The sequence below is a fragment of the Pseudomonas fluorescens genome, assembly GCF_900636825.1.
Taxonomy (GTDB): Bacteria; Pseudomonadota; Gammaproteobacteria; order Pseudomonadales; family Pseudomonadaceae; genus Aquipseudomonas; species Aquipseudomonas fluorescens_BG.
Genome location: NZ_LR134318.1, coordinates 4,436,030 through 4,457,500, shown reverse-complemented (window position 1 = coordinate 4,457,500; position 21,471 = coordinate 4,436,030). Strand labels below are relative to the sequence as shown.

16 protein-coding genes and 2 rRNA genes (1 of these 18 running past the window's edge) are annotated in these 21,471 nt (G+C 57.6%); 13 read left to right on the top strand and 5 right to left on the bottom strand.

Going from position 1 to position 21,471, the window contains the following annotated elements; translation table 11 throughout:
- From EL257_RS20210 to EL257_RS20200, 3 genes are all read left to right on the top strand, one after another.
- Positions 1–2,656 (top strand): 23S ribosomal RNA (locus EL257_RS20210); it begins 238 nt to the left of the window's first position.
- A gap of 162 nt (positions 2,657–2,818) precedes the next feature.
- Positions 2,819–2,934: ribosomal RNA gene (rrf, locus tag EL257_RS20205) — 5S ribosomal RNA — on the top strand.
- Positions 2,935–3,136: 202 nt separating this feature from the next.
- Positions 3,137–3,676, top strand: coding sequence for a hypothetical protein (locus EL257_RS20200; protein ID WP_126365600.1), 540 nt, complete (start codon positions 3,137–3,139; stop codon positions 3,674–3,676).
- A gap of 5 nt (positions 3,677–3,681) precedes the next feature.
- Here EL257_RS20200 and EL257_RS20195 read toward each other — a convergent pair whose 3' ends face one another.
- Positions 3,682–7,818: a CheR family methyltransferase gene (locus tag EL257_RS20195; RefSeq protein ID WP_126365598.1), complete on the bottom strand. Its 4,137-nt coding sequence runs from the start codon at positions 7,816–7,818 to the stop codon at positions 3,682–3,684.
- A gap of 310 nt (positions 7,819–8,128) precedes the next feature.
- On the opposite strand from EL257_RS20195, the gene EL257_RS20190 reads away from it, so the two are divergent.
- The 4 genes from EL257_RS20190 to EL257_RS20175 all read left to right on the top strand — a co-directional run bounded on the left by EL257_RS20190 (position 8,129) and on the right by EL257_RS20175 (position 13,428).
- Positions 8,129–9,733, top strand: coding sequence for a tetratricopeptide repeat-containing response regulator (locus tag EL257_RS20190; RefSeq protein ID WP_126365596.1), 1,605 nt, complete (start codon positions 8,129–8,131; stop codon positions 9,731–9,733).
- Positions 9,730–10,422 (top strand): sensor histidine kinase, encoded by a 693-nt coding sequence (locus tag EL257_RS20185; protein ID WP_126365594.1) that lies wholly within the window; start codon positions 9,730–9,732, stop codon positions 10,420–10,422. Before EL257_RS20190 ends, EL257_RS20185 begins: the two co-directional genes overlap by 4 nt.
- Positions 10,423–10,728: 306 nt before the next feature.
- A complete protein-coding gene (locus tag EL257_RS20180; protein WP_172604566.1) occupies positions 10,729–11,970 on the top strand; it encodes a glutamine synthetase family protein in 1,242 nt (413 codons plus the stop codon).
- A gap of 69 nt (positions 11,971–12,039) precedes the next feature.
- Positions 12,040–13,428 (top strand): MFS transporter, encoded by a 1,389-nt coding sequence (locus EL257_RS20175; RefSeq protein ID WP_126365590.1) that lies wholly within the window; start codon positions 12,040–12,042, stop codon positions 13,426–13,428.
- A gap of 128 nt (positions 13,429–13,556) precedes the next feature.
- On the opposite strand, the gene EL257_RS20170 is transcribed toward EL257_RS20175, so the two are convergent.
- The 4 genes from EL257_RS20170 to flgA form a co-directional block, all read right to left on the bottom strand.
- Positions 13,557–14,303, bottom strand: coding sequence for a flagellar brake protein (locus tag EL257_RS20170; RefSeq protein ID WP_126365588.1), 747 nt, complete (start codon positions 14,301–14,303; stop codon positions 13,557–13,559).
- An 87-nt stretch (positions 14,304–14,390) separates the two neighbouring features.
- Entirely contained in the window at positions 14,391–14,858 is a 468-nt protein-coding gene (locus EL257_RS20165) for a flagella synthesis protein FlgN (protein ID WP_126365586.1), read from the bottom strand.
- A 48-nt stretch (positions 14,859–14,906) separates the two neighbouring features.
- Positions 14,907–15,233 (bottom strand): flagellar biosynthesis anti-sigma factor FlgM, encoded by a 327-nt coding sequence (gene flgM, locus EL257_RS20160; RefSeq protein WP_126365584.1) that lies wholly within the window; start codon positions 15,231–15,233, stop codon positions 14,907–14,909.
- Positions 15,234–15,383: 150 nt separating this feature from the next.
- Positions 15,384–16,145 (bottom strand): flagellar basal body P-ring formation chaperone FlgA, encoded by a 762-nt coding sequence (gene flgA / locus EL257_RS20155; RefSeq protein ID WP_126365582.1) that lies wholly within the window; start codon positions 16,143–16,145, stop codon positions 15,384–15,386.
- A gap of 82 nt (positions 16,146–16,227) precedes the next feature.
- Between flgA and EL257_RS20150 the strand changes: the two genes are divergently transcribed.
- The 6 genes from EL257_RS20150 (at position 16,228) to flgE (ending at position 21,334) form a co-directional block, all read left to right on the top strand.
- A complete protein-coding gene (locus EL257_RS20150) occupies positions 16,228–17,160 on the top strand; it encodes a chemotaxis protein CheV (protein ID WP_126365580.1) in 933 nt (310 codons plus the stop codon).
- Positions 17,161–17,206: 46 nt separating this feature from the next.
- Positions 17,207–18,034, top strand: a complete 828-nt coding sequence (gene cheR / locus EL257_RS20145; protein ID WP_016773612.1) for a protein-glutamate O-methyltransferase CheR — start codon at positions 17,207–17,209, stop codon at positions 18,032–18,034.
- A 339-nt stretch (positions 18,035–18,373) separates the two neighbouring features.
- Positions 18,374–18,784 (top strand): flagellar basal body rod protein FlgB, encoded by a 411-nt coding sequence (gene flgB, locus EL257_RS20135; RefSeq protein ID WP_016773613.1) that lies wholly within the window; start codon positions 18,374–18,376, stop codon positions 18,782–18,784.
- Positions 18,785–18,787: 3 nt separating this feature from the next.
- A complete protein-coding gene (gene flgC, locus EL257_RS20130; protein ID WP_042607186.1) occupies positions 18,788–19,231 on the top strand; it encodes a flagellar basal body rod protein FlgC in 444 nt (147 codons plus the stop codon).
- Positions 19,232–19,246: 15 nt separating this feature from the next.
- The gene (gene flgD / locus EL257_RS20125; protein ID WP_126365578.1) at positions 19,247–19,975 is read left to right on the top strand and encodes a flagellar hook assembly protein FlgD; all 729 of its coding nucleotides are present in this window, start codon (positions 19,247–19,249) and stop codon (positions 19,973–19,975) included.
- A gap of 30 nt (positions 19,976–20,005) precedes the next feature.
- Positions 20,006–21,334, top strand: coding sequence for a flagellar hook protein FlgE (gene flgE / locus EL257_RS20120; protein WP_126365576.1), 1,329 nt, complete (start codon positions 20,006–20,008; stop codon positions 21,332–21,334).
- Positions 21,335–21,471 lie beyond the last annotated feature (137 nt).

Here is a 21,471-nt window from a genome sequence, read left to right as displayed (position 1 = left end):
TTAGTAGTGGCGAGCGAACGGGGACTAGCCCTTAAGTGGCTTTGAGATTAGCGGAACGCTCTGGAAAGTGCGGCCATAGTGGGTGATAGCCCTGTACGCGAAAATCTCTTGGTCATGAAATCGAGTAGGACGGAGCACGAGAAACTTTGTCTGAATATGGGGGGACCATCCTCCAAGGCTAAATACTACTGACTGACCGATAGTGAACTAGTACCGTGAGGGAAAGGCGAAAAGAACCCCGGAGAGGGGAGTGAAATAGATCCTGAAACCGTATGCGTACAAGCAGTGGGAGCAGACTTTGTTCTGTGACTGCGTACCTTTTGTATAATGGGTCAGCGACTTATTTTCAGTGGCGAGCTTAACCGAATAGGGGAGGCGTAGCGAAAGCGAGTCTTAATAGGGCGTCTAGTCGCTGGGAATAGACCCGAAACCGGGCGATCTATCCATGGGCAGGTTGAAGGTTGGGTAACACTAACTGGAGGACCGAACCGACTACCGTTGAAAAGTTAGCGGATGACCTGTGGATCGGAGTGAAAGGCTAATCAAGCTCGGAGATAGCTGGTTCTCCTCGAAAGCTATTTAGGTAGCGCCTCATGTATCACTGTAGGGGGTAGAGCACTGTTTCGGCTAGGGGGTCATCCCGACTTACCAAACCGATGCAAACTCCGAATACCTACAAGTGCCGAGCATGGGAGACACACGGCGGGTGCTAACGTCCGTCGTGAAAAGGGAAACAACCCAGACCGTCAGCTAAGGTCCCAAAGTTATGGTTAAGTGGGAAACGATGTGGGAAGGCTTAGACAGCTAGGAGGTTGGCTTAGAAGCAGCCACCCTTTAAAGAAAGCGTAATAGCTCACTAGTCGAGTCGGCCTGCGCGGAAGATGTAACGGGGCTCAAACCATACACCGAAGCTACGGGTATCACCTTCGGGTGATGCGGTAGAGGAGCGTTCTGTAAGCCTGTGAAGGTGAGTTGAGAAGCTTGCTGGAGGTATCAGAAGTGCGAATGCTGACATGAGTAACGACAATGGGTGTGAAAAACACCCACGCCGAAAGACCAAGGTTTCCTGCGCAACGTTAATCGACGCAGGGTTAGTCGGTCCCTAAGGCGAGGCTGAAAAGCGTAGTCGATGGAAAACAGGTTAATATTCCTGTACTTCTGGTTATTGCGATGGAGGGACGGAGAAGGCTAGGCCAGCTTGGCGTTGGTTGTCCAAGTTTAAGGTGGTAGGCTGAGATCTTAGGTAAATCCGGGATCTTAAGGCCGAGAGCTGATGACGAGTTACCCTTTGGGTGACGAAGTGGTTGATGCCATGCTTCCAAGAAAAGCTTCTAAGCTTCAGGTAACCAGGAACCGTACCCCAAACCGACACAGGTGGTTGGGTAGAGAATACCAAGGCGCTTGAGAGAACTCGGGTGAAGGAACTAGGCAAAATGGCACCGTAACTTCGGGAGAAGGTGCGCCGGTGAGGGTGAAGGACTTGCTCCGTAAGCTCATGCCGGTCGAAGATACCAGGCCGCTGCGACTGTTTATTAAAAACACAGCACTCTGCAAACACGAAAGTGGACGTATAGGGTGTGACGCCTGCCCGGTGCCGGAAGGTTAATTGATGGGGTTAGCTAACGCGAAGCTCTTGATCGAAGCCCCGGTAAACGGCGGCCGTAACTATAACGGTCCTAAGGTAGCGAAATTCCTTGTCGGGTAAGTTCCGACCTGCACGAATGGCGTAACGATGGCGGCGCTGTCTCCACCCGAGACTCAGTGAAATTGAAATCGCTGTGAAGATGCAGTGTATCCGCGGCTAGACGGAAAGACCCCGTGAACCTTTACTATAGCTTTGCACTGGACTTTGAATTTGCTTGTGTAGGATAGGTGGGAGGCTTTGAAGCGTGGACGCCAGTTCGCGTGGAGCCATCCTTGAAATACCACCCTGGCAACTTTGAGGTTCTAACTCAGGTCCGTTATCCGGATCGAGGACAGTGTATGGTGGGTAGTTTGACTGGGGCGGTCTCCTCCTAAAGAGTAACGGAGGAGTACGAAGGTGCGCTCAGACCGGTCGGAAATCGGTCGTAGAGTATAAAGGCAAAAGCGCGCTTGACTGCGAGACAGACACGTCGAGCAGGTACGAAAGTAGGTCTTAGTGATCCGGTGGTTCTGTATGGAAGGGCCATCGCTCAACGGATAAAAGGTACTCCGGGGATAACAGGCTGATACCGCCCAAGAGTTCATATCGACGGCGGTGTTTGGCACCTCGATGTCGGCTCATCACATCCTGGGGCTGAAGCCGGTCCCAAGGGTATGGCTGTTCGCCATTTAAAGTGGTACGCGAGCTGGGTTTAGAACGTCGTGAGACAGTTCGGTCCCTATCTGCCGTGGACGTTTGAGATTTGAGAGGGGCTGCTCCTAGTACGAGAGGACCGGAGTGGACGAACCTCTGGTGTTCCGGTTGTCACGCCAGTGGCATTGCCGGGTAGCTATGTTCGGGAAAGATAACCGCTGAAAGCATCTAAGCGGGAAACTTGCCTCAAGATGAGATCTCACTGGAACCTTGAGTTCCCTGAAGGGCCGTCGAAGACTACGACGTTGATAGGTTGGGTGTGTAAGCGCTGTGAGGCGTTGAGCTAACCAATACTAATTGCCCGTGAGGCTTGACCATATAACACCCAAGCAATTTGCGTCGGCTCTGTAAACCAGAGCAACCAGATTGCGGTGTGTGAAGACGAAACGAACCGGAAGTTCGAAACGCACAAACACCTAGCTGTCACATACCCAATTTGCTGAAGCGAGGCCACTTGGCCACGGTTCGGTACCCGAATTTCTTGACGACCATAGAGCGTTGGAACCACCTGATCCCATCCCGAACTCAGCAGTGAAACGATGCATCGCCGATGGTAGTGTGGGGTTTCCCCATGTGAGAGTAGGTCATCGTCAAGATTAAATTCCGAAACCCCAATTGCGAAAGCAGTTGGGGTTTTGTTTTGTCCGCGAGAAAGTTATCTCCGCACAAAAACTACAAAAGCGTCGTCGCGATCTCGATTGCGACGAGGTTTTTTGTATGCGCGTCAGGCCACGAACTGTCATGGCGAGTCGCAATAAGTCGTGCCTTAATTTCCGCCTCACAGGGAGGAAAGCATTGATGCGGCGTCGTGGTGCTCAGTATTGGTTATGGACGAACAGTCGCTTGCCTCTGCACGGGCTTGAAGAGGTGTTAAGCGACGGCTTGCAGATTGAAGTCCAGGCTCGCGTCAACCCGGATGGCATGACGCAGGTTTTCGTTGGCGTTTACGCGGCAGAGGGCCGCGCGATCAGCGAGGAATTTTATGATCGGGGTACAAGCGCTTGTCTGGAGCTCTCGCTGAAATGGGGCGCTGAGCGAGCGCGGCAGATCGTGCTTGATCAACAAGCCTTCGTGTCGCCTCATCGAGTTCAGACGACTCTCAGCTCCGTCGTTACCAATCCGTCCGTACTGGCGTTGCGGCGTATGGAGATGAGCGAACGTGAGCGTCTCAAGCTCAGGGCTGACGACGCGTGGCAGGAATATCTCGACGCCAAAGCGTTGGTGCTGGAATTGATGCGCCGCACCCGTGTAGACCCAGCGCTCTGGGCTGAGAGCAAAGCGCGTCTGCAGCAGGCGATCGACCGCCGGGTCTGCGTGCAGCGCGCTTACCTGCAATGAATGCCTTATAACAACTGCGAACGGCGCAGAGCCTCAATCGTTTCGATGAGATCGTCATAAGCCACCGGTTTGCCCAAGTGCTGGTCAAACCCGGCTTCGCGTGACTTTTGCATATCGCTCTGGGTGCCGTAGCCCGTCAGGGCAATGGCGGGAGCGGTTTTCACCAGCGGCAATTTGCGCAGGGCTGTCATCAGCTCATAGCCGCTCATGACCGGCATCCCAAGGTCGGAGATGATCAAATCGAAGCGCTGGGTCTCGGCAGCTTTCAAGGCTGCTACCGGATGATCGAATGCCGTTACGTCGGCATCCTCCATTTCCAGCAACATTTTCAGCGTTTCCAGTACATCCGGTGAGTCATCGACCAATAGGATGCTCAAGCCATCAAGTTTGCCCGATGCGTCCTCGACTTTCGGAGCAGTGGTGACCTGGGTGTCGATGGTTGCCAATGGCAAACGTACGGTAAAGGTGCAACCGGGTCCGAGCCCAGGCGAAGTGACCAGCACCGTGCCATGTTGCGCCTCGGTCAGCTGCCGTACCAAAGACAGGCCGATGCCCAAGCCTTGACGTTGATGATTGGTGTGCTGCTTCTCCGCCTGTCCAAACAAGTCGAAAACGTGTTCGAGGTTCTCGGCGGCGATCCCGGTACCGTTGTCCTTGATGTCCAGTCGCGCCATCTGTCCGCTGTGGCTGGCAATCAGCTCGATGCGCCCGGTCGGTGGGGTGAACTTCAGAGCGTTGTTCACCAGGTTCCAGATGATCTGCTCTACACGTACCGGATCCGCATGAATGATCAACGGTTCAGGCGGCAATTGCAGAACAACCTGGGTCAGGTGCTGCTCATTAAGCACCACCGTGTGGATGTCGCGTAGCACGGCGCTAAGGTCTACCGGTGCCAATTGCAGTTTGAGCTTGCCGGTGCGCACACGGGCGACATCGAGCAAATCATCAATGATCCGCGCCTGGCTATTGACCGCATCGCAGATGGTGTTGACCGCTTTGGTCGCCGGCCCCGCTGTACGAATCACCGGCAGACGGCGCAGTAACTCGGCATTGAGCTGAATCAGATTCAACGGATGCTTGAGTTCGTGGGACATGACCGCGAAGAACTCATCGCGCAAAGAAATCGTGTTGCGCGTTTGCGCCAATTCCTGGCTTTGTTCATCTTGCGCACGCTTGTGCCCGGTGAGATCGCGAGCGATTTTCACATAGCCTTGCAAATAGTCACCGCTGAGCAGAGTGACTTCGCCGCTGCAGTAGAAGCGGCTGCCGTCCTTGCGCCGGTGCCAGCGCTCATCCTCGGCGCGCCCGTGAGAGCGGGCAATCGCCAGCTCGTTTTCGGCCATACCGGCAGCGCGGTCCTCGGCGGTGAAGATGAAGTCGTAGAACGCGCCTTCAGCTTCAGCTTTGCTGTAGCCGAAAATCAATTCGGCGCCTTTATTCCAGCTGGTGATCAGCCCTTGCTCATCGAGAATGATGATTGCGTAATCGCGGGTGCTTTCGGCCACCAGGCGCATGCGTTCCTCGCCCAAGCGCAATTCTTCCTCGGCGGCGCGGCGTTTGGTGATATCGATGAACGTGAGCACCGTGCCATCGATATGATCTTCGCTTGAACGATATGGCAGCAACCGGGCGATATACCAGCGATGATCGGTGCTGTTGACCTCGCGTTCTATCATGTTCAGCGATTCGAAAACCTGTGCGGCGTCGACGGCCAAGTCGTTGTAATTGAGCCGATGGGTGATGTCGAGCAGCGAGCGACCGGTGTCCACCGGCAACATGCTGAAAATGTCAGTCGCGCGCGGCGTAAACCATTTGATGCGCATGCTGCGGTCGACAAACACCGTGGCAATGTCGGTGGACGCGATCAGGTTGGTCAGGTAATCGTTGATCTTGTCGGTTTCTTCAACCTTGGTCTTGAGCTCGTAGTTGACCGTCAGCAATTCTTCGTTGATCGACTGCAATTCTTCTTTGCTGGTTTCCAGCTCTTCGGTCGCCGAACGCAGCTCTTCGTTTATTGCCTGCATTTCCTCATTGGACGCTTTGAGCTCTTCGCTGGAGACTTCTGACTGCTCGATGGTGTCTTGCAGGTGCAGCTTGGTTCGTTGCAGCTCGCGCTCAAGATTCGACAGCACCTGGCTTTCAGTCTGCAGCAGAGTCGTGCTGGAGTCCTCGGTCGGATCGACTTCCGTTTCCTCGAAAATCACCAGCGTGTAGTCGTTGTCGCATTCTTCATCCTTGTACGGCTGTGCAATCAGATCGAGGCGGAACTGCCGGCCGTCGCGCTTCAGCAAAACTTCACGGGAGCGCACGGTCAGGTTGCTCTGTTGTACCTGGAATAGCGTGGTGCGGATCTCGAGACGCAGCTCCGGCAGGATCAGCGTCAGCAGGTTGCGCGACAGCTCACCGCCGACATGGCGCAGAAACCGCGCTGCGCTGTCGCTCATGTGCAGAATATCGGCGTTGTGATCGACGATGATGCTCGGCGGCGCTGAGCGCTCGATGGCGCGGCGGTGAATGTCGGCGAATGACTGTTTGGCGGGCTCGATGGCTTTAGCCGCGGGTTGGGCAATGCTGTTGCGGATGTAACCGCCGCGCGGCATGGTCGGCGTTCGGCGGGTGTTCGGCGTACCGGTTTTCGCGCGGAAGATGCGGTTGCGCTTGTCCACCGGGGTGAACAGTTCCTGGCAGGCGTCAGCGCTTTCTGACGTGCCGAGAAACAGGAATCCGCCCGAACGCAATGCGAAGTGAAACATTTGCAGGATTTCGCGCTGCACTTCGCGGTCCAGATAGATCAGCAGGTTGCGGCAAACGATCAGGTCGATTTGCGAGAACGGCGGATCGGACAACAGACTGTGCTTGGCAAACAGCACTTTCTCACGGATTTCCTTGCGGATCCGGTAATGCTCGTTGTCTTTGACGAAGTAATGACGCAGGCGCGTGGGGGGCACGTCGGTGACAATCGCCTGCGGATACATCCCGGCGCGACCGACGCTGATCGCCCGTTCGTCAATGTCCGTGGCGAATACCTGCAAGTTGGCTTTGCTGCTTTGCACCTGCATCTGGTCGTCGAGCAGGATCGCCAGACTGTAGGCTTCTTCCCCGGTCGAACACCCGGCGGACCAGACCCGCAGCTCTTCTTTCTCCGTTGAAGCAGCCACCGCTTGCACCAGTTGCGGCAGCACCTCGCGCTCCAGCGCTTCAAAAGCCTCGCGGTCGCGGAAGAAGTTGGTCACGCCGATCAACATATCGCCGAGCAAAGCCTTGGCTTCGTCCGCGGTGTTTTGCAGGTATTCGTAGTAGCCACTGAGATCGGACTGCGAGGTCACTTGCATTCGGCGTTCAATGCGCCGCAATACGGTGGCGCGCTTGTAATGTTTGAAATCGTGGCCGGTGCTGGTGCGCAGGTGCATGAGGATGTCATGCAGACGCTGTTCTGCGGTCAATGCTTCTTGCTCGGTATTAGGAACGCGTGTGTTGAGGTCCGGATCGTTAGCGCTCGGCAACGTAATCGCTTTCGAGTTGCGCCATAACTCCATCAATTTCTGCGGCATTTCGACCACGGGCAACACGAGGTCGACCATCCGCGTTTCGATGGCAGCGCGGGGCATGCCGTCGAATTCTGCGTCTTCCGGCACTTGTACCAGGGTGATGCCGCCTTGTTCCTTGATCCGCGACAAGCCAACTGCGCCATCCGAGCCCGTGCCGGAAAGTACGACACAGAAAGCTCGTTCACGGTGGACATGAGCAAGATCGCGGAAAAACAGATCGATCGCCGTGTGCCGGGCCAACGACGTACCGGCGGCACTGACACGAAGGTAGCCGTCATTCATCGACAGCGAGAGTGCCGGCGAAATCACATACACCTGATTCTTTTCAATCGGCACCGCTTCCTTCACCTGCAGCACAGGCATCCGTGTCGACTCCTGAATGATCTTGTCGGCAATGCTCTGATGATCGGGCGACAAGTGCAGAATGATCACGAACGCCATGCCGGTGTCCTGAGGCATGTGCTCAAAAAACAATTTGATCGCCTGTAACCCACCGGCAGACGCGCCAATGCCGACTACTGGAAAGTCCAGATGGCTGGGGGCCAGATCCCTGCGCTCAGGCGAGGCAGGCGCGGAAGGTGTTTTCGAGGTCATGAATTCGGCCTTCAGACGGCGACGAGTGGCAGGTCGCAGTGGAACAAAAAACGCACGGTTAACTGCTCAGGATAATCCTGTTTTTCACATTTTGCCTTCCACAGTTTCCTCGGCGTGACTGGGAGCTGTTTAAAAAGTTGACTGCCGTGGGTTCGTAAACGCTCCAACAATCTTCAAGATTTTTGTCACAGCGGCCGATAACCCGTTCGGTGACTTTAGCGCCGCACCAAAATCGCTTGATAGCATTTAGCCGGCAGCTATCATCTGCGCGCCTGAAATTGCCCTCACTTCACTTGCCTGGAAATCCTCGATGTTGTCGTATCACCAAAAGCGTTTTCTGATCGTCGACGATTTCTCGGATTTCCGCAGTTCCGTTCGTTCGATGCTGCGTGAGCTTGGAGTCAAAGACGTCGATACCGCCGACTCCGGCGAGCAGGCGCTGAAGATGTGTGCCCAGAAGTCCTATGACTTCATCCTGCAGGATTTCCATCTGGGCGACGGCAAGAAGAATGGCCAGCAGGTCCTCGAAGACCTGATGCTGGAGAAACTCATCAGCCACGAAGCGGTGTTCGTCATGGTCACCGCCGAAACCAGTCAGGCGATGGTGCTCAGTGCCCTTGAACACGAACCGGATGCTTACCTGACCAAACCGTTCAACCGCTCGGGCCTGGCCCAGCGGCTGGAGCGTCTGGAACAGCGCAAGACGTTGCTCAAACCGATTCTGCAAGCCCTCGACCGTGGCAAGCCGGTGGAGGTGCTCAACGCCTGCATCGCCTTGTGCAAACAGGACATCCGCTATTCGCCGCTGTGCCTGCGCTATCGCGCCGACGCGCTGCGCGACATGAACCAGAACGAAGCGCTGGAACGGCTCTACGACAGCATCATCGCCGACCGGCCGCTGCCGTGGGCATTTGCCGGGCTGGGCAAGTTGCTGTTCAAGCGCGGCCAGGTTTTGCAGGCCAAAGAGGTTTACGAGAAAGCCCTCAAAGTCTTTCCAATGATGCCCGCGCTGTATGACGGCATGGCCGATGTGCTGGTGGCCGAAGGCGACAGCAAAGGTGCGCAGCGGGTGCTGGAGGAAGCGATTCGCCTGTCGCCGCTGGCGGTGCGTCGTCAGGCCTTGCTTGGCAAGCTGGCGATGGCCAACGAAGATTTCGAAACGGCGTCGCGCGCTTATCGCCAAGCGGTGTCGCAAGGCGCGCAGTCGCGCTTCAAGGATCCGGAAAGCAATCTCGGCCTCGCCCATGCATTGATCAGCAAGGGCAGCGACCGCGGCCTTGACACGCGCACGCGGCTGGAGATCAACACCACCCTCAGCGCCGTGGCCAAAGAAAACCCGAGTGATCCGGGCCTGCAGATTCGTGCGCGATTGATGAAGGCCACCAGCCTGTTGCTCAACGACGCCGAAACTGCGGACAAGCTCACCGAACAGGCGCTGATGCGACTGGACGGCATGGAGCAATTCATGAGCCCCGAAGCCGCGTTGCTGGTGGCCAAGCAGTTGCAAATGCTCGGTCAGGCCGAGGCAGGCACATCGATGCTCAAGAGCTGCGCGGAAATCTATGGCGATGACCCGGCGGTGATGAAAGACATCGCCAAACTCACCGACGACCCGACGATTCTCAGCGCCAGCAATGCCGCCGCCGATCTCAACCGCCAAGGCGTACGGGTCTACAAGACCGGCAACCTGGTCGAGGCCCGCGAAGTGTTCCGCAAAGCGCTGAAGCTGCAGCCGAAGAACATCAGTATCGCGCTGAACCTGGCCCAGTCGCTGCTGCATGGCACTGACACGGCGGTGCCTTCGGCGGAGCTGGAAGAATGTCGGGCTTGCCTGAAAATGGTCGGCCTGATGCCCGACACCGACGCGCGTTTTGCGCGTTATCAGAAGCTCAAAAGCAAGGCGTTTGGCGAATGAACCAGATTGATCCGGCGCTGGATTTTTCCACGGTGATCGCGTCCACCGTTCACGATATGAAAAACTCCCTGGCCATGCTTATGCAGGCGCACAGTCAATGGCTGGCGCGCTTGCCGCAAAGTCAGCGCGAAGGGGCGGAGCAGGGCGTGATCGACTTCGAATTCGCCCATCTCAACGGCATGCTGGTGCAACTGCTCGGGCTGTATAAGCTCGGCGTCAATCAGTTGCCGCTGCAACCGGCCTATCATGAACTCGACGACTTCATCGAGGCACAGCTGGCGGCGCATCAAGAGGTGTTCGCCAGTCGCGGCATCATCGCCACTTACGAAGTTGACCCGCTGAGCCCGCTGGGATTTTTCGACCGTGAACTGGTGGCCTCGGTACTTGCCAACTGCATCAATAACGCCATTCGCTACGCGCGCGAATCGCTGCTGATTACCGTCAGCGACGAGGCCGGACAATTGGTGCTGAGCATCAATGACGACGGCGACGGTTACCCTGCGCAAATGCTCGAACGCCAAGCCGATTATGTGCAAGGCATCCATCACAGCAGCGGCAGCACCGGGCTGGGCCTGTATTTCGCCAATCGCATTGCCGCGCTGCATCAGCGCAACGGCGTGGAAGGGCGCACCGAAATCAGCAACGGCGGCCCGCTGGGCGGCGGCGTGTTCAGCCTCTACCTGCCCTAAGGTCTGGTGTAGGAGCTGCCGAAGGCTGCGATCTTTTGATTTTCAAAAGCGAGATCAAAAGATCGCAGCCTCGTTGCACTCGTCAGCTTCTACGGCTCCTGCAGAAGATGGGATTTTTGCGGGCGCTGCTTGATATTCCGAACAGGCGAAGCCTATTTTGTGCGGGTTGCCGTTTGCGGCTCGCACAATAACAAGGATTGCGTCATGACAACCGATGGCCAGGGTTCACTCGCACAGCGATTGGCCGGTATTGATGAAATTGAATGTGTCACCCCGGACCTGAACGGCGTGCCACGGGGCAAGGTGATGACCGCCGAGGGTTTCCTCGAGGGGCGGCGGTTGCAGTTGGCGCGGGGTGTGCTGCTGCAATGCATCATGGGCGGTTATCCGCCGGCGCGGTTTTACGGCAGCGATGACGGCGACCTCGCCTTGCTCGCCGACCCTGCGCAGATTCATCGTTTACCCTGGAGTGACGAGCCGCGTGCATTGGCCATCTGCGACGCCGATGAGCTGACCGGCGAAAGCTCGAATCTGTCGACCCGCGGGCAGCTCAAGAAGGTCATCTCCCGCTACGCCGCGCACGGTCTGGCGCCGGTGGTGGCGACCGAACTGGAGTTCTTTGTCTTCGCGCCGAACCCTGATCCGACGCAACCGTTCCGCCCGCCGGTGGGGCTTGATGGCCGTCGCGAGGATGGCCAATCGGCGTTCAGCGTGAGCTCCAACAACGGTCTGCGACCGTTCTTCAACGAAGTGTATAAATGCATGGCCGCCCTTGGCTTGCCGCGTGACACGTTCATGCACGAAATGGGTGTCAGTCAGTTCGAGATCAATCTGCTGCACGGTGATCCGCTGCTGCTGGCCGACCAGACATTCCTGTTCAAGCATCTGCTCAAAGAAGTCGCGCTCAAACATGGCTTGACCGTGGTGTGCATGGCCAAGCCGCTAGCGCACACCCCCGGCAGCTCGATGCATATTCACCAGAGCCTGGTCGATATCGCCAGCGGCAAGAACGTGTTCAGTGATGAGCGCGGTGAGCCGACGGCAATGTTTCGCCATTTCATCGGCGGTCAGCAGGCCGGCATGGCAGATTTCACCGCACTGTTCGCGCCCAATGTGAACTCCTATCAGCGCTTGTGCCATCCATTTGCGTCGCCGAACAACGCCTGTTGGTCACACGACAATCGCGCCGCCGGCTTGCGCATTCCCGCCAGTTCGGCGGCCGCGCGTCGGGTCGAAAACCGCTTGCCCGGCGCCGACGCGAATCCGTATCTGGCGATCGCCGCCAGTCTGGCTGCGGGTTTGCATGGCATCGAACAGCAACTGGAGCCGAGCGCCGCGATTCAGGGCGAATTCACCGTACCGGACAATCTCGCTTTGCCGTGTACCTTGCACGCCGCGCTTGAACGTCTGAAACGTAGTCAGCTGGCGAGGGAACTGTTCGGAGCGGAGTTCATCGAAGGCTACATCGCTTCGAAGACCATGGAGTTGACCAGTTTCTTCGATGAAATCACTCCCTGGGAACGGCGTGTTCTAGCAGCCCAGGCCTGACGAAGTGTTGCCACCGGGCTATCGTTTTGAAAGCCCGGAATCTATTGCAAGGAGCCGCTCGGAACGCCGATGCGCCAAATCTGGAAATCCTTTCGAGCGCTGTATTTCGCCTCGCTGATGATGCTGATCGGCTCGGGCCTTCTCTCTACGTATCTGGCCTTGCGCCTGGCAGCTGACAATGTCGACGGCCTCTGGGTCGGCGCGCTGATGGCGGCCAACTATTTCGGTCTGGTGCTGGGCGGCAAGATCGGCCACCGGCTGATTGCCCGGGTCGGGCATATCCGGGCGTATTCGGCGTGTGCGGGGATCGTCGGCGCGGCGGTGCTCGGGCATGGTCTGGTGGACTGGCTGCCGGCATGGCTGGTGCTGCGGACCATCGTCGGTCTGGGCATGATGTGCCAATACATGGTGATCGAGAGCTGGCTCAACGAGCAGGCGGACGCCAATCAGCGCGGTCTGGTGTTCAGCGGCTATATGATCGCTTCCTATCTGGGTCTGGTGCTCGGCCAATTGATTCTGGTCATGCACCCGGGTCTCGGTCTGGAACTGCTGATGCTGGTGGCGCTGTGCTTTGCGCTGTGTCTGGTACCGGTCACGCTGACCCGACGGATTCACCCGGCGCCGCTGCACCCGGCCCCGATGGAACCGCGCTTCTTTATCAAGCGTGTGCCGCAATCGCTGAGTACGGTGCTGGGTGCCGGCCTGATCATTGGCTCGTTCTACGGTCTGGCGCCGCTGTACGCCTCGCAGCAGGGATTATCGACGGAGCAGGTCGGTCTGTTCATGGGTAGCTGCATCTTCGCCGGCTTGCTGGTGCAGTGGCCGTTGGGCTGGTTGTCGGATCGATATGATCGGGCATTGCTGATTCGCTGCTTTGCCGGATTTCTGGCGGTCGCGGCGCTGCCGTTGGCCATCCTGCCGCAGGTGCCGCTGGAAGTGCTGTTTGGCGTCGGCTTTTTATGTTCGCTGGTGCAGTTCTGCCTGTATCCCTTGGCGGTGGCGTTCTCCAACGACCACGTCGAGGGCGATCGGCGCGTTTCGCTGACGGCGATGCTGCTGGTGACCTACGGCGTGGGCGCGAGCATCGGACCGCTGCTCGCCGGCGTGCTGATGAAGTTTCTCGGCAGTCAGAGCCTGTACGCGTTTTTCAGTTTCTTTGCACTGGTGCTGGTGTGGCGGATCCGCCCGAAAGCGGTAACCAATCTGCACCAGGTCGACGACGCCCCGCTGCATCACGTGGCGATGCCCGACAGTATGTCGAGTTCGCCATTGGTGGCGGCGCTGGATCCTCGGGTCGATGAGCAGGTGGTGCAAGAGCAGATGGTGCAGGACCCGGCGCCGGCGAGCCCGGAACCAGAGCCAGAACCGGAACCGGTCGCCGAGCATGATTCTGTGGTCGAGAGCGATCCGGATGGCGATGACAAACCGACGCCGGATATCAGCGGTGGCAGGCCTTGACGCAATTCTGTCAGCAAAGGGTGCTTAAACTGTGGCGAGGAAGCTTGCTCCACCACAAGATCACCGTTCAGCAGATATGAAAAAGGGCAGTCCCGTAAGGGGCTGCCCTTTTTATTTGCCGCGACGGATCAGAGATCGTCTTTGTCGAAACGGCGTGCTTCGCGCTGCAACTGATACACGAAACGTTCAACGTTGCGTGCCGCCTGACCACTGATGTTGTGGAACCGCAGGCCGGCGAAGGTGATGTTGAGTTTTTCTTCGAAATGCAAATAACGCAGTTCGACGGCGGTCGGCTGATTGCCGAACAGCGGCGCGGCGATCATACGATCGTAGACCTGACCGAGCTGCAGGCGATTGGTGATATCGCCTTCGAATCGCAGCTTGCAACCGGTCGCCGAGATATCCAGCAGTTTGCCGCTGATCGGCGTCTTGAGTTTTTCGCCGCCGAGTTCAACGCTGACCAGGTCGGCGAGTTTCAGCGCAGCGCGGAAGGCGTTGCGGCGCTGGTGGTAAACCACTTCGGTTGGCAGGTCGCCGATGTAGAAACGGTCGCCCTCGGATTCTTTGATGTTCAGGGTGCCGTTGCATTCCCAGGCGATGCGTACGCCATCGTGGAAGCCTTCAACCTTGAACGGTTCGCCGGCGAGCAGAAAGCGTTCGCCATCGCGCGGAATCATTTCGTCGAGGGCGATGGTGGCGCTGTCGCGGTCGACTTTGATCAGGTAGCTCTGGAAACGCTGGCTGCGTTCGTGGAACGTAATGATCAGCGGATCGTGGCTGTCTTGCAGCTGGCGCAAGTTGCTGGAGATTTCCAGTGGCGTGGTGAGCACCTTCGGAGGCTGCGGAGCATCATCCGCGCTTAGGGCGTTGGACACGGTTTATCAATCTCCAGACAAATATGACGGCTAGCCGGCATTTTGCCAGCATGTTTCGCGCGTTGATAGTGCTGACGCATCAACAACTCATGCCTGGCTGAGCGTGCGCGGTTTGGCCGGTTTGGCGAAAGTGCCGGTGGCGTCATACAACGCTGGCGGTTCGCCGCCGGTGAGGATCTTCAGCTGATTGGCCGTAGTGGCCTGCTGGATCTGGATGGATTGGCCATTTTTGACGTTGGCGGCCTGGCATTGAGCGATCAGGTCGGTTAGTGCATCGCCCTGCGTCAGCAACTGGTCGCCAATGCTGGAATGGCTGGCCAGTTGCGCCAGACCGCTGCGGTCTGTCGGCAGGTTGAGGCTGGCAAGGATTTCGCTGCGCTTGCGGCCATGCTGTTCAAGCAAAATGATCAACGCCTGTTTGCGCGCCAAAATCTCTTCCAGCAGCGGCATGTCACGACCGTGCAACGCGAGAGATTCGGTTTGCAACAACTCCAGCAATTGTTGAGCTGGAGCAAAGTCGTCGTTAATCAGTTGCAATAGATTAGTGTCGTGCATGGCTGGCCTTGGGGTTTAAGCGTCCAAACGCCTGGCGCCGGCAAAAGCCTAGCGCTGGGCTTCGAAGTTGAGCAGTTTGCTGGCTACACGGTTGCTGTCGACTTTATAGCTGCCATCGGCAATCGCGGCTTTCAACTCGGCCACACGGGCTTTGTCGACAGCAGGCTGATCGCGCAGCTTGTCAGTGACCTTCTGCAACTGTTGCGCCTCATTGCTGAGTTGTACCGATTCCCCGCTTTTTGCGGTACTGGCCTGTTCGGCCGGGGTATTCAGCGGCGCGGAAGTGCCGGATTCGGCGGTTTCCTTCGCATTGCTGGTACGCGTACTGCCCGTAAGTGACGAGGAGCTGTTCAAACGGTTGAAGTCGATGACCATGGTGAAAAACCTCTGGGAATTTGGACGCTTGCCATGTTTTCGGCCATCCCCTGGAAAACTTTAGGCACATTTATCAATGAGCCATGCATGCGCCGACGCGAGTCCTGCTGCGGCACAGTTTAGGGAACAGCCGGGGCCAGCGCCAGTTTTCTACATCGCCACTTCCACTTGGCCCGGCGCGATGACTTGCGCTTTGATGACCCGTTGCGAGTTGAGGTTTTTTACCCGGATCTGTTCTTTCAAACCGCCGTTGGCCAATGCTTCGCCGGGCATGCGCACGGCGAGCGTGCCACTGCGTGCGGTGATGACGACTTGATCGCCTTTGCGCACAACTTCCGCCTGTTCCAGATGCACCAGCGTGATCACCTGATCAGCGACCGTTGGTCGGGTCAATTTCTGCCCGATCGCTTCGTCAACCGAGGTCAGGAACCCTTGATTGATCGTGCTGACGTCGCGTTCGCGCAAGGTCACATCTTGCGGCTCGATGATCCCGGCGCGTTTGAGTGGCCGCGTGGTCGTGACAATCTCGCGAAACAGGCGGACTTGAGCGGGCACGAACACTGTCCATGGCGATGCGCCTTCACAGCGAACCTTGACCGTTACCCGGCCCAAAGGGCGTGCCGAATTCTCCAGCGAAGCTGTCAATTCCTTGTCGCACATGGGCATGCGCATACGGGGATCGAGCTGCTTGACCTCGATCTCGTAACGGCCTTCCGTTTGACTGCTGGCGAGATAGTCTTCTACGGTGAACTCAAGAAAGCCCTGAGTGACGCCGATAAGCATGTCAGGCAGGGTAACCGCATCAGCAACGGCAGGGTTGCCAGAGAAAAGCAGAACGACAGCCGACATCGCGCAAAGGCCTTTGCGAGCGCGGGAGGTCAGGTGTCGTAAAAATGTCGTTTGAGCGTTCATACGAGTTGAAAAGCAAGCGCCGTGCCGTTTAGCAATGAATGTGCGTCGCAACAACACTTGGCGTTGGTGTAGGAGTCTGGGCATGGCTGGTGTAATGGATTCGGTGAACCAGCGCACGCAACTGGTGGGGCAGAATCGCCTGGAGCTGTTGTTGTTCCGTCTCGACGGGCAACAGCTCTACGGAATCAACGTGTTCAAGGTACGGGAAGTGTTGCAATGCCCGTCACTGACGTTGATGCCCAAGTCCAGTCCTGTCGTGTGCGGGGTGGCGAATATTCGAGGGGCGACCATTCCGATCCTTGATCTGGCAATGGCGACCGGCTCGGGAGCGTTGAAAGACAAGAAAAACCCGTTCGTGATCATCACGGAGTACAACACCAAGACCCAGGGTTTCCTGGTCCGCTCGGTGGAGCGCATCGTCAACATGAACTGGGAAGAGATTCATCCGCCGCCCAAGGGCACGGGTCGCGATCATTACCTGACCGCTGTGACTCGGGTGGACAATCAGTTAGTCGAAATCATCGATGTCGAAAAGGTGCTGGCGGAAGTCGCGCCGACACCCGAGGCGATTTCGGTGGGCGTGGTCGATGTCGAAACCCAGGCCAAGGCTTTGTCGCTGCGGGTGCTGACGGTCGATGACTCGTCGGTGGCGCGCAAGCAGGTCACGCGTTGTCTGCAGACGATCGGTGTCGAAGTGGTGGCGCTGAATGACGGCAAGCAGGCGCTGGATTACCTGCGCAAGCTGGTCGAAGAGGGCAAAAAGCCGGAAGAAGAGTTCCTGATGATGATTTCCGACATCGAGATGCCGGAGATGGACGGGTACACCCTGACGGCGGAAATCCGCGGCGACGCTCGCATGCAAAAGCTCCATATCATCCTGCATACTTCGTTGTCGGGAGTCTTCAATCAGGCGATGGTCAAGAAAGTCGGCGCCGATGACTTTCTGGCCAAATTCCGTCCTGATGACCTGGCATCCCGGGTAGTCGACCGGATCAGAGCAGCAGATATCAGCTAGGGGCCTTTTGCTCCTGGCGGTCAACACGATTTAAGAGGCGGCATCATTGTCTACGGGTAATTTGGATTTCGAACAGTTCCGGGTCTTCCTGGAAAAAGCCTGTGGCATTCTGCTCGGTGAAAACAAGCAGTATCTGGTCTCGAGCCGTCTCAACAAACTGATGGAGCAGCAAGGCATCAAATCCCTGGGTGAGCTGGTTCAGCGCATCCAGACCCAGCCGCGCAGCGGTTTGCGCGAGCAGGTGGTTGATGCCATGACGACCAACGAAACCCTGTGGTTTCGTGACACCTATCCGTTTGAAGTCTTGAAGAACAAGGTACTGCCGGAAGCGATCAAGGCCAGCCCGAACCAGCGTTTGCGGATCTGGTCGGCGGCGTGCTCTTCGGGGCAGGAGCCGTACTCGTTGTCGATGTCGATCGACGAGTTCGAGCGTTCCAACCTCGGCCAGTTGAAGATGGGCGTGCAGATTGTTGCCACGGATCTTTCCGGTCTCATGCTCAACAATTGCAAGACCGGCGAGTACGACAGCCTGGCGATCGGTCGTGGTCTGTCGCCGGAACGTCTGCAGCGTTACTTCGATCCGAAAGGGCCGGGGCGCTGGGTGGTCAAGGCGCCGATCAAGAGTCGCGTGGAGTTTCGCTCGTTCAACCTGCTCGACAGCTACGCGGCGCTGGGCAAGTTCGACATCGTGTTCTGCCGCAACGTGTTGATCTACTTCTCTGCCGAAGTGAAGAAAGACATTCTGTTGCGCATTCACAGTACGTTGAAGCCGGGCGGTTATCTGTTCCTTGGCGCCTCGGAAGCGTTGAACGGTTTGCCGGATCATTACCAGATGGTTCAGTGCAGCCCGGGGATTATTTACAAGGCGAAATGACCGGTTCGCGGCAATACAAACAACGGGAGGCCTTAGGTCTCCCGTTTTTTGTGCCTGACACCGCTCCCAGTGTAGGAGCTGCCGAAGGCTGCGATCTTTTGATCTTGATTTTTAAAAGCAACGTCAAAAGATCGCAGCCTTCGGCAGCTCCTACAGGGGGGAGGTGTTAACAGGAAGAAGCGGCAGAAAAGCGGCATTCGGCGGTAACCGGTTGCCGCTTTTCTGGCATTGCCGCTTTGCCAGTTCAGCGCAAAGCCCCGGAATACGGGCGTTCAGTCATTTGGCACGACGCTTGCTAAAGCTCAGGTACGAAAAACCGGTCACCTGAAGGTTCCCGACATGAGCATCAGTTTCGATAAAGCGCTCGGCATTCACGAAAAGGCTTTGGGCTTCCGTGCCCAACGCGCAGAAGTGCTGGCCAACAACATCGCCAACGCCGACACCCCGAACTACAAAGCGCGGGATCTGGATTTCTCCAAAGTGCTCGAAGCACAGACCGAGAAGACCAAGACCGGCGGCCATTTCGCCCTGAACATGACCAATAGCCGTCATATCGAGGCAGAAGGGCTGGGCAATGGCGACGAGTCGCTGATGTATCGCACGCCGATGCAGCCTTCGATCGACCAGAACACCGTTGACGCTCAACTGGAACAGTCCAACTACGCGGAAAACGCCGTGGGCTTCCAGGCCAGCTTCACGCTGCTCAACAGCAAATTCAAAGGGCTGGTGTCAGCCCTTCGCGGAGAATAATCCATGTCCCTGTCCAGCGTTTTCAACATTGCCGGCAGCGGCATGAGCGCACAAACCACGCGTCTGAACACCGTGGCCTCGAACATCGCCAACGCCGAAACCGTCTCGTCGAGCATCGACCAGACCTATCGCGCCCGTCACCCGGTGTTCGCCACCATGTTCCAGGGCGGTCAGGCTGGCGGCAGCGATTCGCTGTTCCAGAATCAGGACGCGGCCGGTCAGGGCGTGCAGGTGCTCGGTGTGGTCGAAGACCAGAGCAACCTTGAAGCGCGTTATGAGCCGAATCATCCAGCGGCCGACGCCAAGGGCTACGTCTACTACCCGAACGTCAACGTGGTGGAAGAAATGGCTGACATGATTTCCGCGAGCCGTTCGTTCCAGACCAACGCCGAAATGATGAACACCGCCAAAACCATGATGCAGAAGGTACTGACCCTCGGTCAGTAATAAGGGGCGACTGCCATGAGTGTTTCCGATACCACCAGCAGCCTGAGCATGAACGACATCCTGGCCAACTCGACGAAGACGGCCAGCAGCACCACGTCCGGCGGCATCGCTTCGGCGACCAACAGTGCAACCGGCGGACAAGCGCTGGGCAAAGATGCGTTCCTGCAATTGCTGGTCACCCAGTTGAAGAACCAGAACCCGCTCGATCCGCAGGACAACAGCGCATTCGTTGCGCAGTTGGCGCAGTTCAGCAGCCTGGAAGGCATCACCACGCTCAACAGCACGGTCAGCTCGCTGGCCGGCAACTACAACTCCTCGCAGGCGTTGCAGGCTTCGTCGCTGGTAGGTCGCAATGTAATCGTGCAGACCAACACCGCCCAGCTCGACGACCCGAGCAAAGGCCTGACCGGCTCGGTGTCTGTGCCGTCGTCCATCGCTGGTGGCACCGTGACCATCACCGACAAGGACGGCAAAGCGGTTCGCACCATCGATCTGGGCAGCCGCGCGGCCGGCGAGGCCAGCTTCACCTGGGACGGTAAGGATTCGTCCGGCACTCTGGTGCCGACCGGTACTTACACCTTCAAGGCCAACGCGCCGATCAACGGCACCGCGACGGATCTGGCGACTTATCTCCCAGCCACCGTCAACAGCGTGACGATCAGCCAGACCGGCGGCGAGCTGATGCTCAACCTGGCCGGCAAAGGCACCGTGGCCCTGTCCCAAGTTCAAACCATTGGTATATAGAGCCGACTAACCGGCACAAAGGAGTGGAATATGTCTTTCAATATCGGCCTTAGCGGTCTCTATGCAGCCAACAAACAACTGGACGTGACCGGCAACAACATCGCCAACGTGGCGACCGCCGGCTTCAAATCCTCCCGCGCAGAATTCGCCGACGTCTACTCGGCGACGCGTCTGGGCAGCGGCAGCAAAGTGATTGGCAACGGTGTGCGCCTGGCCAACGTTTCCCAGCAGTTCACCCAAGGTGACATCAACAACACCGGTAACGTGTTGGACATGGGCATCAACGGCTCGGGTTTCTTCACCCTGAGCAACAACGGTTCGGTGTCCTACACCCGTGCCGGTACGTTCAAGGTCGACAACGCCGGTTACATCACCAACACCGATTACACCTCGCGCTTGCAGGGTTACGGTGTGGATGCCAACGGCAAGATCATCAACGGCGTGTTGACTGACCTGAAAATCGACACGTCGAACCTGGCGCCAAAGTCGACTTCGTCGGTGACTTCGACCATCAACCTGAACTCGACCGCTGCGGTGATCGACGACACGGTGCCGGCGGGCAAGTTTGATCCTACCAACACCGCGACTTACACCAAGTCGTTCAGCACCCCGATCTATGACAGCCAGGGTAACCAGCACACCATGGATCAATACATGGTGAAAACTGGCGCCAACACCTGGAAGGTCTACACCCTGGTGGACGGCCGCAACCCGGACGCGACTGGCAGCGATCCGAAAACCACGGCGCCTGTGGCCTCGACCCTGTCCTTCGACGCCACCGGCACGCTGACTCAGGTCAGCACGCCGGGTCCGCTGGGCGGCCCGGCCGTCATCAGCAGCGATCTGACGCTCAAAGGCTGGGTGCCGGGCACTGTGACCAACGGGACCTGGAAGGCTAACGGCGCGGCAGCGAACCCGGCGGGCGTGACCATTTCGATGGCCAAGACCACTCAGTACAACGCTGACACCGCACGTTCGATTCCGACTCAGGATGGTTACGCCACTGGCCAGATCACCAACCTGACCATCGACGGCACCGGTACGCTGTTCGCGAACTTCAGCAACAACCAGAGCAAGGCGATCGGCCAGGTTGCGCTGGCCAGCTTCACCAACGAGCAGGGTTTGCAGGCGGTCGGCGGCACGGCGTGGAAAGAGACTTTTGCTTCGGGTATTCCGGGTTATGACGCGCCTGAGACCGGTACGTTGGGTTCGGTTGTGTCGAACTCGCTGGAAGAGTCGAACGTTAACCTGACCAATGAGTTGGTTGATCTGATCAAGGGTCAGAGCAACTATCAGGCGAATGCCAAGACTATTTCGACTCAGAGCACGATTATGCAGACCATTATTCAGATGACTTGATTTGGGTTTTTGCATGGTTTTTTTGGGCCCCTCGTTTTGAGGGGCTTTTTTTTGGGTCCTTGGCTCCTTGGCGGCCTTTGGGCCGACCATGCTTGGGTTTGGTGGGTGTGAATATCCGAATGTTTTGCTGCGGCGGC

Coding starts and splice junctions, on each gene's coding strand:
- EL257_RS20200 (WP_126365600.1), top strand. CDS start 3,137: ATGCGGCGTCGTGGTGCTCAGTATTGGTTATGGACGAACAGTCGCTTG.
- EL257_RS20195 (WP_126365598.1), bottom strand. CDS start 7,818: ATGACCTCGAAAACACCTTCCGCGCCTGCCTCGCCTGAGCGCAGGGAT.
- EL257_RS20190 (WP_126365596.1), top strand. CDS start 8,129: ATGTTGTCGTATCACCAAAAGCGTTTTCTGATCGTCGACGATTTCTCG.
- EL257_RS20185 (WP_126365594.1), top strand. CDS start 9,730: ATGAACCAGATTGATCCGGCGCTGGATTTTTCCACGGTGATCGCGTCC.
- EL257_RS20180 (WP_172604566.1), top strand. CDS start 10,729: ATGACCGCCGAGGGTTTCCTCGAGGGGCGGCGGTTGCAGTTGGCGCGG.
- EL257_RS20175 (WP_126365590.1), top strand. CDS start 12,040: ATGCGCCAAATCTGGAAATCCTTTCGAGCGCTGTATTTCGCCTCGCTG.
- EL257_RS20165 (WP_126365586.1), bottom strand. CDS start 14,858: ATGCACGACACTAATCTATTGCAACTGATTAACGACGACTTTGCTCCA.
- flgM (WP_126365584.1), bottom strand. CDS start 15,233: ATGGTCATCGACTTCAACCGTTTGAACAGCTCCTCGTCACTTACGGGC.
- flgA (WP_126365582.1), bottom strand. CDS start 16,145: ATGAACGCTCAAACGACATTTTTACGACACCTGACCTCCCGCGCTCGC.
- EL257_RS20150 (WP_126365580.1), top strand. CDS start 16,228: ATGGCTGGTGTAATGGATTCGGTGAACCAGCGCACGCAACTGGTGGGG.
- flgB (WP_016773613.1), top strand. CDS start 18,374: ATGAGCATCAGTTTCGATAAAGCGCTCGGCATTCACGAAAAGGCTTTG.
- flgC (WP_042607186.1), top strand. CDS start 18,788: ATGTCCCTGTCCAGCGTTTTCAACATTGCCGGCAGCGGCATGAGCGCA.
- flgD (WP_126365578.1), top strand. CDS start 19,247: ATGAGTGTTTCCGATACCACCAGCAGCCTGAGCATGAACGACATCCTG.
- flgE (WP_126365576.1), top strand. CDS start 20,006: ATGTCTTTCAATATCGGCCTTAGCGGTCTCTATGCAGCCAACAAACAA.